The following is a 13,756-nucleotide window of genomic DNA, read 5'->3' on the forward strand; positions in this document are numbered from 1 at the left end:
GCCTTGGTCAGCTCTTGGTGCTGCACTTCGGCAGGTCGTCGGTCTTGCCGCTGTTGATCAGCTTGAGGTCGCTGATCGCGTCCTTGATGGTGTTGACCTTGACGAGCCTGAGGCCACTCGGGGTGTCCTTGGCGGCCTCCGCGCAGTTGTCGGCGGGGGTCAGGAAGTACTGGGCGCCCTTGCTGCGCGCGCCGACCGTCTTCATCGAGATGCCGCCGATCGGGCCGACCTTGCCGGTGTCGTCGATCGTGCCGGTGCCGGCGATGAACTTGCCGCCGGTGAGGTCGCCCGGGGTGAGCTTGTCGTAGATGCCGAGCGCGAACATCAGGCCGGCGCTCGGACCGCCGACATCGGCGAGCTTGATGTCGATGGTGAACGGGAACGTGTGATCGGTGCCGGCCGAGATGCCGACGATGGCGCGCTTGGTGCCGGTGTCGTCGGAGGTCGCGGTGGTGATCGTGATGTTCTTCGTCGCGGTCGCCGTCTTGTTGGCCTTCACGGCGGCGGCCTGCTCCTTGGCGGGCACGATCGTGAACACGACGTTCTCGCCGGGCTTGTGCTTGGTGACCAGCTTCGCGACGTCGTCGGGCTGCTTCACCGCCGTACCGTCGACCGCCTTGATCACGTCACCGGCGTGCAGCTTGCCCTCGGCCGGGGTGCCCTTGACGACCGTCGAGACGATCACCCAGGACTTCACCGGGACGCCCAGCTGGTCCAGGGCGGCGACCTTGGCGCTCTCCTGGGACTGGCTGAACTCCTCGGCGTTCTCCTGGGTGGACTGCTGCTCCGTCTTGCCATCGGGGTACAGCGTGTCGTGCGGGACGATCTTGTCGTCGTGGGCGAGCCAGCCGTACACGGCCTCGATGAGGTTCATGTTGTAGTCGGCGCTGGTGACGCGGACCGTCGTCATGTTCAGGTGACCGGTCGTCGGATAGGTCTTGCGCCCGTTGATCTGCAGCACCGGCTCGCCGTCGTGGTCCCCGAGGGTGTTCACCGTCGGGCCCGGCGACATCTCCGAATACGGGACGTTGATGAGGACTCCCGCGCACAGGAGCGCGATCAGCATCAGGGTGGAGGCGAGCATCGTCGCGGTGCGGCGTGGCATGGCACGACAGTACGGGACGCGTCTGTCAGCGCACCGTCAGGGCCGCCTTCCGATCACGTGCCGGAGTGGGACTTCTCCATGGCCTCGCGGAACCGGGCATAGCCGTCCAATTCCGGGCCGTCGCTGCGCACCTTGCGGGTCCGGTTGGCCCAACTGCCCCACAGGCCGGCACCTATCGCCGCCATCAGCGGAATCAACAACCAGGCGAGTGCCGCCATGCCGACCTCCCAACCCCGGATCAATGACCTCAACTGACTGATCAGCAGATTAGCCAGCCCCACTGACAACGCTCGTGCCCGGGGGGCGGTTACGCAACCGGAGGGCGGGTGAGAAGTCGATCAGGGTGCGGTGAGAAGTCGGTGAGCGGCCGTCAGCACGGACGGTGAGTCGACTTCAGCACGCGCGGTGAGCCGGCATCAGCAGGCGCCGACCCATTCCTCGGTGCCGTCGGAGAACTTCTGGTGCTTCCAGATCGGCACCTCGTGCTTGAGGTCGTCGATCAGCTTCCGGCAGGCCTCGAAGGCCTCACCCCGGTGCGGACACGACACGCCGACGACGACCGCCAGGTCCCCGATGCCGAGATCCCCCACACGGTGGACGGCGGCGAGCGCCCGTACCGGGTACTCCGCGACGACCTTCTCGGCGACGCGCCGCATCTCGTCCTCGGCACTGGGGTGGGCCGAGTACCCCAGCTCGTCGACGTCGGCGCCACCGTCGTGATTGCGCACGGTCCCTACGAAGAGGGCCATCCCACCGGCCGCGTCGTCCCCGACGGCCCGGAAGACCTCGTCCACGGAGAGCGGCGTCTCCCGGATCCCGATCAGCTTGATGGGATCGTGCGCGGCCTGCTCACCGGGATGGTCGATCGTGGGTGCCATGCCTCCATCGTGCCGCACCTCGCGGACAGCGAGGAATAGCACTTTCACCAGGCACACGCGTGTGGGGACTTGGAGCCTTCTACAGGGGCACGATTCACGGGAGTGAGGTCGGGGTGTCCCGGAGGGGCCTGCCGCCTGCCCGTCAGATGCGCCGCCGTGCCTTCCGTGCCCGTCGTACGACCGCCGCCGCGCCCAGCAGCGCGACCGTCGCGCCCGCGGCACCCGCCGCCGTCGCGTCCTTGCGGCCGAGCCGTCGTCCGACGACCGTGTGCCGCCCGGAGACCTCCTCCAGCAGCTCCGCGAGGACTTCCTCGTTGGTCCACTGCGGCCGCCAGCCCGCGTCGTGCAGCCGGCTCCCGCTCACCACCCAGGGGTACATCGTGTACGCCAGGTCGCCCGCCGGAGACGGGGTGAGCCCGATGCGGTGCAGCCGGGCCGCCGCGCCGAGCGCGACCGCGGAGGGCAGCTCCATGCGGCGGATCCCGCTGAGCTCCTCGACCTCCTCCTGCTCCAGCCACCCGTCGCACCCGACGGCCAGCTCGCCCTCGACCTTCTCCAGGACGGCGTACTCCAGGGCGCTGCACAGGTCCTCGACGTGGCAGAACTGCCAGGCGGGCCGCGACCCGGCCACCACCAGCAGCCGGGGCGACTCGAAGTACCTGGTCAGCGCGGTGTCGGTGCCGCCGACGAGCACTCCGGGGCGGACGACGGTGACATTGAGCCCTGGGTGCGCCCGGGGTGCGCGCCGCGCGAGGCGCTCGACCTCCAGGAGGTCGCCGACGCCGGTGGCCTCGGCGGTGGCGCGCAGTTCGGCGTCCTCCGAGAGCGGCAGTTCGTTGTCGGGCAGCGCTCCGTAGACCATCGCCGAGGTGCAGAGCACGACCCGGTGGACGCCCGCCGCGGCCGCGGCGGTGAGTACGGTCTGCGTCCCCCGGACGTTGTACGCCGAACGGGCGGCCGGGTCGGTCTCCAGATCGAGGTCGAGGGCCAGATGGACGACGACGTCCGCGCCGCGCAGTTTCTCCGCGATGGCCGGATCCCGTACGTCGAGGATGTGCCACTGCGCCGCCGCGCACTCGCCGCGCCGCTCGTCGATGGCGATGACCTGCTTGATCTCCTCGGACGCGGCGAGCCGCTCGGTCAGCAGCGCCCCGATCCCGGACGCGGCGCCGGTGACCGCGACGACGGGCCCGCGCACGGCGGGACTGGTTGAGTGGTTTCGCGCTGCGCGAACCTGCGGATCTGGGGAACTCACCGGGCGTCTCCAGCGGTTGTCTTCAGTACGGATGCGCGTGACGCGTCCGGACCAGGTGGCATCCATCCTGCCGCAGGCCGGGTCTCGGCGAAGCACTGAGGCCCGATCGGCCCGCGGTGTCTACGCTGGGTGGTGTTGAAGGGCAGTCGTGCCGTCGGAGAGAACCGGCGGCCTTAACAGCCGAGGAATCCCGTGAGTGACACCCCATTCGGATTCGGCCTTCCGCCGGAGGAGCCGGACGACGGCGACGAGGGCAAGAAGAAGGACCAGGAGAGCGGTGGTGGTCAGGGACCGGCCAACCCGTTCGGATTTGGCGGCCTGCCCGGTGCCGGGGGCTTCGGCGGCCCCGGCGCGGACAATCCGCTCGCAGCCATGTTCGGCTCGCTGAACCCCAATGACCTGGGCGCCGCGTTCCAGCAGCTGGGCCAGATGCTCTCTTACGAGGGCGGCCCGGTGAACTGGGACATGGCCAAGCAGATCGCCCGCCAGACGGTCTCCCAGGGCACGCAGGACGGCGTCAAGGACGCGAGCATCGGCCCCGCCGACCGCAGCGCGGTCGAGGAGGCCGTGCGCCTCGCGGACCTGTGGCTGGACGACGCGACCTCGCTGCCGTCCGGCGCGGGCACCGCCGTGGCGTGGTCCCGCGCGGAGTGGGTCGAGGCGACCCTTCCGGCCTGGAAGGAACTCGTGGACCCGGTCGCCGAGCGCGTCGGCGCGGCCATGGGTGACGTCCTGCCGGAGGAGATGCAGGCCATGGCGGGCCCGCTGATCGGCATGATGCGCTCGATGGGCGGCGCCATGTTCGGCACGCAGATCGGGCAGGCCGTGGGCACACTCGCGGGCGAGGTCGTCGGTTCGACCGACATCGGCCTGCCGCTCGGCCCGGTCGGCAAGGCCGCGCTGCTGCCGCTGAACATCGAGGCGTTCGGCAAGGACCTGGGCGTCCCCCAGGAGGAGGTGCGGCTCTACCTCGCCCTGCGCGAGGCCGCCCACCAGCGTCTCTTCGCGCACGTGCCGTGGCTGCGCTCGCACCTGTACGGCGCGGTCGACGGGTACGCGCGCGGGATCAAGGTCGACACCGCGAAGCTGGAGGACGTGGTCGGTCAGTTCGACCCGGCGAATCCGGAGCAGCTGCAGGACGCCCTCCAGCAGGGCATGTTCCAGCCGGAGGACACCCCGGAGCAGAAGGCCGCCCTGGCCCGTCTGGAGACGGCTCTGGCGCTCGTCGAGGGCTGGGTGGACGCGGTGGTCCACGCGGCCGCGAAGCCGCGTCTGACGTCCGCCGACGCGCTCCGCGAGACCCTGCGCCGCCGTCGCGCGACGGGCGGTCCCGCCGAGCAGACGTTCGCCACGCTGATCGGCCTGGAGCTGCGCCCGCGCCGGCTGCGCGACGCCTCCCGCCTGTGGGCCTCGCTCACGGACGCGCGCGGTGTCGACGGCAGGGACGGTCTGTGGGCCCACCCGGACATGCTGCCGACGGCCTCCGACCTGGACGACCCGGACGGCTTCGTGCACCGCGAGCAGCTGGACTTCTCCGAGCTGGACAAGATGCTCGGCGAGGCGGCGAGCGGCACGGAGGAGAAGCCGGACCTGAAGAAGAAGGACGACGACTCCGAGTGACCCTGCACGACGACGCGGTCCAGGTGCTGGAGAGGTACGTGGGCCAGAAAGACCTCCGTGAGGTCTATCTGGCCCATCTCGAAGGTCACCCCGACGGTATGTGGAAGGACTGCGAGGCCGGGCACATCACGGCGAGCGCCCTGGTGATCGATCCGGAGCAGGGGCGCGTGCTGCTCACCCTGCACAGGAAGCTGCGCATGTGGCTCCAGATGGGTGGGCACTGCGAGCGGAGCGACATCACGCTCGCGGATGCCGCGCTGCGTGAAGCCACGGAGGAGTCCGGCATTCCCTCGCTGAGCCTGCTGCAGAAAACGCCGGTTCGCCTGGACCGGCACCACACACCGTGCGCCTGGCACCTGGACGTGCAGTACGCCGCCGTGGCCCCACGCGGAGCCGTGGAGGCGATCAGCGACGAGTCGCTCGACCTGCGCTGGTTCGCGTACGACGAGGTGGCGTCCGTGGCGGATGCCTCGGTCGTACGGCTGCTCGACGCAACCCGCGCCCGACTCTGAGGGCGTAAGGGGTGACCACCCTTGTGGTCACCCCTTACCCGTCCTCAGCTCCAGGCGTTGCCCTGGTTCTGGGCGTGCACGCCCTGCTGGCCCATGCCGAACTGGGCGGCGAGGCCCTGGCCGATCGCGGCGTTCTGCGGGGGCAGGAGTTCGCTGGGCTGGACGAGCGCGTAACCGCTGCCCATGAAGCTCAGCTCCCAGCCCTCACCGGTGTTGCCGCGGCGCCGCCACACCCCGGAGGAATGCGTCTGGGCCTGCATCTGGACGCGCAGACCGGTGGACCAGGCGACGATCGCGTCGGCGTCGCAGTTGACGTACTTGTCGGGCGTGACCTGCATCATCAGGGGCGCGCCCGAGGTCATCAGGGCGACCTTGCCGCGGCCGGTGATGTTGAGCTGGTACTTCCCCGAACCGGAGATGCCGTACTGGCTGTCCACGGCGATGACCTCGTGGTGCAGCGAGGAGTCCATCGCCAGGACGTAGCTGCTGTCGACGGTCAGGCCGTCCTGTTCCACATCCACTACGTGGATGTGCTGGGCGAGGTTGGCGAGGAAGACCGTGCCCTGCCCGTGGCAGCGCATCAGGCTGAGACCCTCGCCGGTGTAGGCACGCGCGCGTGCCTGCTGGTTGTTCTGGTACTCGGCGTCGAACTCGACGAGCCCCTGGTAGGCGACCATCGTGCCCTTGCGGGCGAGGATGTCGTCGTGGCCCTCCAGGACGACGCGCAGCATCTGCTTGTTCTGGAGGCTGTAGCGGTCCTGGGACTGCGAGTCGTTGAACGCGAAAAGCGGGCTCTGCATAGTGTCGTGTTCCCCCCTCAGCCCCGGAACCGGAGACGGTCGGTGCTGTCCTCGCTGGGCTGGACGACGACGATGCCCGTCCCGGAGAAGGCCATCTGGTAGGCCTCGCCGCTGCCCCGGCCGATGAGCGACTGCGCCTTGAAGCTGCGCTTGCCCTTCACCTTGAGGTTCGGGGACCAGGCGACGAGCGCGTCCGGGTCGACGTACGTCTCGTCCTCGCCACCGCCGCAGTCGACGACGATCGGCGTGCCGCGGGAGGTCAGCGCGACCCAGCCCTGGCCGCTGATCTTGGTGTTCCACAGGCCCTGCCCGGCGAACTTGGCGAGCCCCTTGACGCGCTCGACACCCCAGGTGAGGGACGTGTCGAAAGCGAGCAGGTTGGTGGCGTTGACGGAGATCCCGTCGCCGTTGAGGTTGATGACGACGACATCCGCGCCGTAGTCGGCGAGGTAGAGCAGTCCGTCGCCGGAGCACTTCATCAGGGGCGCGCCCTCGCCGGTCATCCAGTCGCGCGCGATCTGGCGCACGGCCGGCGGGTTGGGCTCGTACTGGATGAAGCCTTCGTAGGCGATCATCGAGCCCACGCGCGCGAAGAGGTCGCTTCCGGTCTGCATGGCGACCTTCAGCATGTTGTTGCCGTGGTTCTCCATGCGGGCGGAGACGGGTGCGGGGGCATAGCCCGCGAGCGGCTGGTTCATGACGGGCTCCCTCAGACCTCGTACGGCTGGACGACGATGAAGTTGCCGGGGGCGGCCCGGAACTGCAGGTTGACGCTCTCCCCGGTGTCGCCCGGATAGGCGTTGCGGCGCATCCGGACCTGGCTGGAGACGATCACCTGGGCGGCCGCGGACCAGGCGACGACCGCGTTGCAGTCGGCGAACGTGGTCGGCGTGACCGGCAGCACCACGGGCGAGCCGTGGGTCTTCACGACGATGGTGCCGGTCCCCTGGAACTGCATCGTGAACAGCGCGCCCCCGGGGATGCCGTGTCCCTCGATGCGTCTGACCTCGTACTGAAGGCTCTCGTCGAAGGCGAGGACGTTCTCCGCGGAGACGCAGATCGCGTCCCCCTGGAGCTCGACGGGGTGCAGGTGGGTGGAGTTCTCGGCGAGGAACACCTGGCCCTGGCCGGTGCAGCGCATCAGCTGCATCTCCTGGCCGGTCGCGTTGCCCACGATCCGTCCGGCGAATCCGGCGCCCTTGTAGCCGAAGTCGACCTTGCCCTGGTAGAGCACCATGCTGCCCTGGCGGGCGAGCACGGGCTGGCCGCCGATGCCGAGGTCGACGCGGATGAGCTTCTTGTTCTGCTGCGTCCAGCGCTGCCCGGTGGGCGTCTCCTTGAACTTCTCCAGCGCGGCCGACACACCGGCGCCCTGCGGAGAACCCTGGGGCACTCCGTAGCCGGCCGCCTGGCCGGGGACCTGCCCGAAGGGAGGCTGCTGCTGGCCGTAGCCAGGAGGCGCGGGCGGCTGGCCGTAGCCGGGGGGAGGAGTCGGCTGACCGTAGCCGGGCGGCGGGCCCGGCGCGGGCGGGGCCTGGGGCTGCGCGTAGCCGGGCGGCGGAGGCGGGGTCTGGCCGGGGGCCTGCTGTCCGTACGGCGCCTGCGGCTGGCCGTAGGGCGCGGGCACGGGACCCGGAGGCGGCACGGTGCCCGCGCCGGGCGGGGTCATGGGCGCGATGATGGTCGGCGCGGCATGCACGGAGGGCACGGGTGCCGGCGCGGGTGTGTACCCCTGCGGGGCGGGCTGGTGGGCGGGTGCCGGGGCCGCGGGGGCGCCGAACGCGGGCGGGGCGAAGCCGGGGGCGGCACCGGACTGCGGCGGCGCGGGCTGCGCCTGCTGCGCCGCGGGTGTCTCCTCCTCGGCGACCTCGCCGCCGAAGTTCTTCAGCAGCGCTTCGAGGCCGCCGTCGAAGCCCTGGCCGACGGCCGCGAACCGCCAGACGTCCTTCAGGTAGAAGTCACCCAGCATCACGGCCCGCTCGGTGGTGAACTCCGTACCGTTGAACGAGTAGCGGGCCACCTCCTCGCCGCCCGCGACGATCCGGACGTACCCGGGGGCGATCTGCGACATCTGCCCGGCGCCGTCGAGCGTCGCCGTGAACGCCAACTTGTGGATCTGCGGGGGGATCTTGTCGAGCGTGACCCGGAAGGACTCCGAGTCGCCCGCCTGGGCGCCCAGGAGCTGGATGGACTCCTCGGGGGACTTCGGCTGGTTGAAGAACACGAAGTACCGGTCGTCCGAGAGCCGCTCCTCGGCGTCGAGGCCGAAGCAGCTGATGTCGAACGTCAGTCCGGGGCCCGTGATCTGCACACCTACGTACAGATCCGTGCCCGCGGTGAGGTCACTGATCTTGGCCTTGTGGCCGCGTTGGAATTCCCTGGCCATGCGTAACGACCGTCCCCCATCCCGAAAGCGAGTGCGTCGCGTCAGGCTAACGGCAATCTCTGACACCGGAGGATGTCGGTACAGACCCGGTACACAATCCCCCACAAGGGGATGTCATTCGTCGCGGGCGCCCGGCGGATGGGGCAGCCGCTCGGCCGCGACCACGCCTTCGAGGTAGCCCTTGGCCCGCTCGGTGCGCGGATACGCCTCCAAGAGCCGCCAGAAACGCGGACCGTGTCCGGGCACCAGGAGATGCGCCAGCTCGTGCAGCAGTACGTAGTCGACGACGTACTCGGGCATGCCCTGCAGCCGGTGCGAGAGGCGGATACTGCCCTCGGAGGGCGTGCAGGAGCCCCAGCGCGTGTTCTGGTTGGTGACCCAGCGCACAGAGGTGGGCCGGGCGCGGCCGTCGAAGTACTGGGCCGACAGTCGCTCGGCGCGCTCGGACAGCTCCGCGTCACCGAGCACGCGTTTGCTTTCCTGGGCGGCGAGTTTGTCGAGCATGACGGTGACCCAGCGCTTCTCCTCCGCCTCGGACATGCGGGCGGGGATGAGCACGACGGTGCGATCGCCCTCGCGGTACGCGGAGACAGTTCTGCGCCGACGCGCACTCCTGCGGACCTCGATCGCGCTCGCCCCCGAGCCGCCTGGCGGCAGGCTCGTCGTACTGCGCTGTGGTTTTCCGGCGCTGTGCAGTGGGTCGGCGGGCACGGCACGACGTTACCCTCTGCACACGCGGGAAGTCCCGCCCCTGGGACGGTTCGGTGTCGATACCCCACCAAGCGTTTGATTCGTACGACGAATCCCCACAGCCTGTGGATAACTTTCGGCACCCGACGGCAGAACCGTGCACGCTGGCATCACCGGCGGAGCACCGACCAGCTCCACCGGCACACGGGACGTACTTCCTAGGGCTACGGGGGCCTGTCATGCATCCGATGGTGAAGCCCGCGCTGCGGCGCGGCTGGCGCGATCTCAACACCGTGCAGTTCGGGATGACACCGGCGCACGCCATGACGCTGGGCCCGATGGACACGGCGACGGAAAGTTTCCTGGACCTGCTCAACGGCACACGCGGACTGCCCCTCCTGCGTGAGGAGGGGCGGCGGATGGATCTGCCCGAGGGCCAGGTCGACCGGCTGGTGGAGGGGCTGACGCAGGCCGGCCTGCTCGACGACGCGAAGGGCGGCGGGCCCGCTGCCGACGCGCTTCGTGCGAAGAAGGACGTCCTCGACCGGCTGCGCCCTGACCTCGCGTCGCTCTCCCTGATCACCGGCGAGCCGGGCGAGTCGATGGGCCGTCTGGCGGCACGTCGCGCACTGCGCGTCCAGGTGAGAGGCGCGGGCCGGGTGGGCGCGGTGCTGGCCGCGCTGTTGTCGGGCGCGGGGGTCGGCGAGGTCGACGTTCGCGACGGCGGGCTCACCGAGCCCTGGGACGTGGCGCCGGGCGGGCTGCCCGCCGAGGCCGTCGGCGAGCGCAGGGACGAGGCGGCGCGGCGCGCGGTACGCCGGGCGGCACCGGACCGCCCGCCCCGCCAGACCTCGCGGGCCGCGTCGGAGGAGGGCGACCCGGGTTTCTCCCTGGTGATCCTCGCCCCGCGTGACGATGTCGCCGTGTACGCGCCGGACCCGGTCGCGGCCACCGGCCTGATCGTCTCGGGGACCCCTCATCTGTACGCCGGTGTCGTGGAGGGCACAGGGGTCGTGGGCCCGCTGGTCCTGCCCGGTGAGACGTCCTGCGCGGGCTGTCTGCATCACGAGCGCACCGACCGGGATGCGACCTGGCCCCGGCTGGTCGCGCAGTGGCGCTCCGGCAGGCAGCCGCAGGTGCGGCCCTGCGACCTGACGCTGGCCACGACCGTCGCCGGTCTGGCGGCCGCGCACGCGCTCGCCTTCCTGGACGGGCAGTCGCCGTCGAGCGCGGGCGCACGGTGGGAGGTCTCGCTCCCCGGTCTGCACTGGCACGCGCGACCGGTCTGGGCGCATTCCGCCTGCCCGTGCGGAGCCGCCGAGAAGGGTACGAAGAAAGGTAAGGAGGGACACACCTCTACGGACGAGGATCCACACGCGACAATGGGAGGGGACCGGCCGTCGAGGGATGTGCGCCGTAAGGCAGACTCGGCCCGGCCGGCCGGGACTTGGAGGGCGCATGTCTGATCTTCCCCGCAAGGCGGTCACCCGCACCGCCAAGCTCGCCGCGCTCCCGCTCGGCTTCGCCGGGAGAGCGACGTGGGGGCTCGGGAAACGGATCGTGGGCGAGTCCGCGGAGATCGTCGGCCGCGAGCTGCAACAGCGCACGGCGGAGCAGCTGTTCAAGGTGCTCGGCGAGCTCAAGGGCGGTGCGATGAAGTTCGGGCAGGCGCTGTCCGTCTTCGAGTCGGCGCTGCCCGAGGATGTCGCCGGCCCCTACCGTGCCGCGCTGACCAAGCTCCAGGAGGCGGCGCCGCCGATGCCGACGCGCACCGTGCACGGCGTGCTGGATGAGCGGCTCGGCGAGGACTGGCGCGAGCTGTTCCTGGAGTTCGAGGAGAAACCCTCGGCCGCGGCGTCGATCGGCCAGGTGCACCGGGCGGTGTGGCACGACGGCCGCGAGGTCGCGGTCAAGGTGCAGTACCCGGGCGCCGGCGAGGCCCTCCTCTCCGACCTGACCCAACTGAGCCGTTTCGCCCGCCTGTTGGGCCCCCTCATCCCCGGCATGGACATCAAGCCCCTCATCGCCGAACTCCGCGACCGGGTCTCCGAGGAGCTGGACTACGCCTTGGAGGCGCAGGCCCAGCAGGTGCACGCGGAGGAGTTCGAGGGCGACCCGGATGTCGTGGTGCCCGCCGTGGTCCACCAGTGCGACCAGGTCCTGGTCACGGAGTGGATCGACGGCATCCCGCTGTCGGAGGTGATCTCCGACGGCACCCAGGAGCAGCGCGACCGGGCAGGCCAGCTCCTGGCCCGCTTCCTCTTCTCCGGCCCGGCCCGCACCGGTCTCCTGCACGCGGACCCGCATCCGGGCAACTTCCGTCTGCTGCCCGCCGATCCGGACGGCAAGGGCGACTGGCGTCTCGGCGTCCTGGACTTCGGCACGGTCGACCGCCTTCCCGGTGGTCTGCCGACGACCATCGGTTACTCCCTGCGCATGACACTCGACGGCGACGCCGAGGCGGTCTACGAACTGCTGCGTACAGAGGGCTTCGTCAAGGAGTCGATAGAGCTCGACCCCGACGCCGTCCTCGACTACCTCGTGCCGATCATCGAGCCGGCCCAGGTCGACGCGTTCACCTTCAGCCGCGGCTGGATGCGCAGCCAGGCGGCCCGTATCGCCGACCCCCGCTCCCCCGCCCACCAGCTGGGCAAGCAGCTCAACCTGCCCCCGGCGTATCTCCTGATACACCGGGTGACATTGAGCACAATCGGCGTGCTGTGCCAGTTGGGCGCGACGGTACGGCTGCGCGAGGAGCTGGAGGAGTGGCTGCCGGGGTTCGTACCGGAGGACGAGTACGAGGAGTTCCTGGACGAGGAGGATCCTGCGGCGGAGGCGTGAGCCGGGCCGCGTGGGTCGGGCTCCGGGTGGGTCGGGCTGCGGGTGGTCTGCGGCCGAGTGGCGCGCGGTCAGGTGATGCGCGGCCTGGTAGCACGCGGCCGGGTGGCCCGCAGCCCTACCACCAGGCCGAGTCCAGGCGTCCCTCGATCGCCCTGAGGTTCTCGCGGGCGCAGGTGTCGCAGAAGTAGTGCCGGGTTCCGTGCTCCACGGAACAGGTCCAGGTCGGCTGGGGATCTTCGGACCGGGTGCCGCAGCGGGCGCACACGAGGGGCCCGGGCTCCGTGGTGGAGGCGCCGGTGTCACTGCCTCCGGGAAGACTCGTCACGCGGCGACGATAACGCCGTAGCCGCGGATCGGTCGGCTGAACGCACCGCGGGGGCCGGTCCGTTCGGACGGACCGGCCCCCGCGAGGAGCTTTCGCCTCCCGGGGTCGGGAGGCCACCGCTTCAGGTGTGATCGGTTACTGCATGACGGCCATGGCGAGCGCACGGCGGGCGCGCATCGAGGCGCGCTCGGCCCTGCGCTGCATCCGACGGGCGGCCATCAGGCGCACGGCCTGACGGTCCCGCTCGGCCTCTCGCAGGCGCTCGTGCATATGCGCACGGGCCAGGGCTTCTGGAATGAGTTGCATCTCTCGGGTCCTGTTCTGGCGCGACTCGGTCGCACCCGGGGTGGTGAAGTCTGGGATCGCGGAGCCCGCGGGCTCGCTGGGAGTGGACGGCTTCATCGGGGCCTGCTTCTTGGGGTCGTGCGTGAGGGGGCGGTCGATCGTTCCGAAGATGTTCATGCCGTGACCGGGTTCTTGCGCGGACGGCCACGCGGCCGCTTGCGGGCCACGACGACACCCTGGACGAAGAGCTCGCCACCCCAGACGCCCCAGGGCTCACGCCGCTCCTTGGCGCCGGCGAGGCAGGCCTCGATCAGCGGGCAGGTGCGGCAGAGGGACTTGGCGTACTCGACATCTGCCGGCGACTCGGCGAAGAAGACCTCCGGGTCGTAGGAACGGCAGGGGACGGGCACGCCCAGGTTCTCGATGGCGTCGTCGAGCGCGGTGAGCGTAGTGAGCGGAGTCAAGGTGGAGTCCTCCGTGAGGCCGGGCGGGGGGATCGTTTCGGAAGGCGGTACGGACGGGGCGTGCGCTTCGAGTTGCACGGTTGTTCTTCCTCGTCTGGTCGGTCCGGCCCTGTTGGGCCGGTTGTCGGCTGGGTACCGGGTTCTTTTCTTGTCCCGAGGCCCCTTCGCTCCGTCGTCCCCGTTCGGGGAAAACAGAAGGGCCGCGGATCCCGGGTGGGGTTCCGCGGCCCTGAAGGCGCCGGCCTGATCGATCAGGCTGGATCACTCCAGGGTTCTGGCCCACGGAAGGCCCACATCTGGTGGTGCTGCGTCGTCTGCTTCCGGCTTCCGGCACCGGGTGCAAAGGCATAGGCCTGCGCCTGTGCCCCTACTGCTTCCAGTGCCTTGGTCGGTCGCTCATTGCGCTCACGGACGGGAAGGACCGCGAGAGACAGGGCGGACGCCGGACGGGCGGCAGAAATGCCGGACAGACCGGTGCCCAGGTTCGAAACGCCGAGGATGCACAGGGAGACGACCGAGGGATCGGTCATTTTCACGGTGCTGCTGGAGCGGGTGTTGATGCTGATCACTGGAATCGCCTCCTCTCGGCGTCTCG

Annotated in this window: 16 protein-coding genes; 4 read left to right on the forward strand and 12 right to left on the reverse strand. The window is 70.3% G+C overall.

Features of this window, described 5'->3' with window-relative positions:
* Nucleotides 1-7 precede the first annotated feature (7 nt).
* The 4 genes from ACIBK4_RS03760 to ACIBK4_RS03775 form a co-directional block, all read right to left on the reverse strand.
* Nucleotides 8-1,105 carry a PDZ domain-containing protein gene (locus tag ACIBK4_RS03760; RefSeq protein ID WP_398991753.1) on the reverse strand — a complete coding sequence of 366 codons (1,098 nt, stop codon included), beginning with the start codon at nt 1,103-1,105 and terminating at the stop codon, nt 8-10.
* Nucleotides 1,106-1,158: 53 nt separating this feature from the next.
* The gene (locus ACIBK4_RS03765; protein ID WP_366433838.1) at nt 1,159-1,323 is read right to left on the reverse strand and encodes a hypothetical protein; all 165 of its coding nucleotides are present in this window, start codon (nt 1,321-1,323) and stop codon (nt 1,159-1,161) included.
* Between the two features lie 198 nt (nt 1,324-1,521).
* Complete coding sequence (locus tag ACIBK4_RS03770; RefSeq protein ID WP_398991755.1) at nt 1,522-1,983, reverse strand: molybdenum cofactor biosynthesis protein MoaE; 462 nt, start codon at nt 1,981-1,983, stop codon at nt 1,522-1,524.
* Between the two features lie 142 nt (nt 1,984-2,125).
* A complete protein-coding gene (locus ACIBK4_RS03775) occupies nt 2,126-3,238 on the reverse strand; it encodes an SDR family oxidoreductase (protein WP_266772347.1) in 1,113 nt (370 codons plus the stop codon).
* Nucleotides 3,239-3,430: 192 nt separating this feature from the next.
* Here ACIBK4_RS03775 and ACIBK4_RS03780 point away from each other — a divergent pair, with 192 nt between their 5' ends.
* Nucleotides 3,431-4,858: a zinc-dependent metalloprotease gene (locus ACIBK4_RS03780; protein ID WP_398991759.1), complete on the forward strand. Its 1,428-nt coding sequence runs from the start codon at nt 3,431-3,433 to the stop codon at nt 4,856-4,858.
* The gene (locus ACIBK4_RS03785) at nt 4,855-5,370 is read left to right on the forward strand and encodes an NUDIX hydrolase (RefSeq protein WP_398991761.1); all 516 of its coding nucleotides are present in this window, start codon (nt 4,855-4,857) and stop codon (nt 5,368-5,370) included. The genes ACIBK4_RS03780 and ACIBK4_RS03785 overlap by 4 nt, the downstream gene beginning before the upstream one ends.
* A gap of 44 nt (nt 5,371-5,414) precedes the next feature.
* On the opposite strand, the gene ACIBK4_RS03790 is transcribed toward ACIBK4_RS03785, so the two are convergent.
* From ACIBK4_RS03790 to ACIBK4_RS03805, 4 genes are all read right to left on the reverse strand, one after another.
* On the reverse strand, nt 5,415-6,170 hold the full coding sequence (locus tag ACIBK4_RS03790) for an AIM24 family protein (RefSeq protein WP_398991763.1): 756 nt from the start codon (nt 6,168-6,170) through the stop codon (nt 5,415-5,417).
* Between the two features lie 17 nt (nt 6,171-6,187).
* Nucleotides 6,188-6,868, reverse strand: coding sequence for an AIM24 family protein (locus tag ACIBK4_RS03795; RefSeq protein ID WP_398991765.1), 681 nt, complete (start codon nt 6,866-6,868; stop codon nt 6,188-6,190).
* Between the two features lie 11 nt (nt 6,869-6,879).
* Complete coding sequence (locus ACIBK4_RS03800) at nt 6,880-8,556, reverse strand: TerD family protein (RefSeq protein ID WP_398991767.1); 1,677 nt, start codon at nt 8,554-8,556, stop codon at nt 6,880-6,882.
* Between the two features lie 114 nt (nt 8,557-8,670).
* Complete coding sequence (locus tag ACIBK4_RS03805; RefSeq protein WP_398991769.1) at nt 8,671-9,267, reverse strand: M48 family metallopeptidase; 597 nt, start codon at nt 9,265-9,267, stop codon at nt 8,671-8,673.
* 218 nt (nt 9,268-9,485) lie between these two features.
* Here ACIBK4_RS03805 and ACIBK4_RS03810 point away from each other — a divergent pair, with 218 nt between their 5' ends.
* Both ACIBK4_RS03810 and ACIBK4_RS03815 read left to right on the forward strand, forming a co-directional pair.
* Entirely contained in the window at nt 9,486-10,712 is a 1,227-nt protein-coding gene (locus tag ACIBK4_RS03810; protein WP_398991771.1) for a TOMM precursor leader peptide-binding protein, read from the forward strand.
* Nucleotides 10,705-12,087, forward strand: coding sequence for an ABC1 kinase family protein (locus tag ACIBK4_RS03815; RefSeq protein WP_398991773.1), 1,383 nt, complete (start codon nt 10,705-10,707; stop codon nt 12,085-12,087). Before ACIBK4_RS03810 ends, ACIBK4_RS03815 begins: the two co-directional genes overlap by 8 nt.
* Before the next feature lie 115 nt (nt 12,088-12,202).
* Here the strand turns inward: ACIBK4_RS03815 and ACIBK4_RS03820 are convergent, their stop codons facing one another.
* The 4 genes from ACIBK4_RS03820 to ACIBK4_RS03835 form a co-directional block, all read right to left on the reverse strand.
* Entirely contained in the window at nt 12,203-12,412 is a 210-nt protein-coding gene (locus ACIBK4_RS03820) for a hypothetical protein (protein WP_398991775.1), read from the reverse strand.
* A gap of 135 nt (nt 12,413-12,547) precedes the next feature.
* The gene (locus ACIBK4_RS03825) at nt 12,548-12,874 is read right to left on the reverse strand and encodes a hypothetical protein (RefSeq protein WP_398991777.1); all 327 of its coding nucleotides are present in this window, start codon (nt 12,872-12,874) and stop codon (nt 12,548-12,550) included.
* Complete coding sequence (locus ACIBK4_RS03830; RefSeq protein WP_019058340.1) at nt 12,871-13,239, reverse strand: WhiB family transcriptional regulator; 369 nt, start codon at nt 13,237-13,239, stop codon at nt 12,871-12,873. Before ACIBK4_RS03830 ends, ACIBK4_RS03825 begins: the two co-directional genes overlap by 4 nt.
* Nucleotides 13,240-13,412: 173 nt before the next feature.
* Nucleotides 13,413-13,730, reverse strand: coding sequence for a hypothetical protein (locus tag ACIBK4_RS03835; protein WP_366433828.1), 318 nt, complete (start codon nt 13,728-13,730; stop codon nt 13,413-13,415).
* Nucleotides 13,731-13,756 lie beyond the last annotated feature (26 nt).

Origin of the sequence: Streptomyces sp. NPDC050528, assembly GCF_044457795.1 — a bacterium.
Lineage (GTDB): Bacteria > Actinomycetota > Actinomycetes > Streptomycetales > Streptomycetaceae > Streptomyces.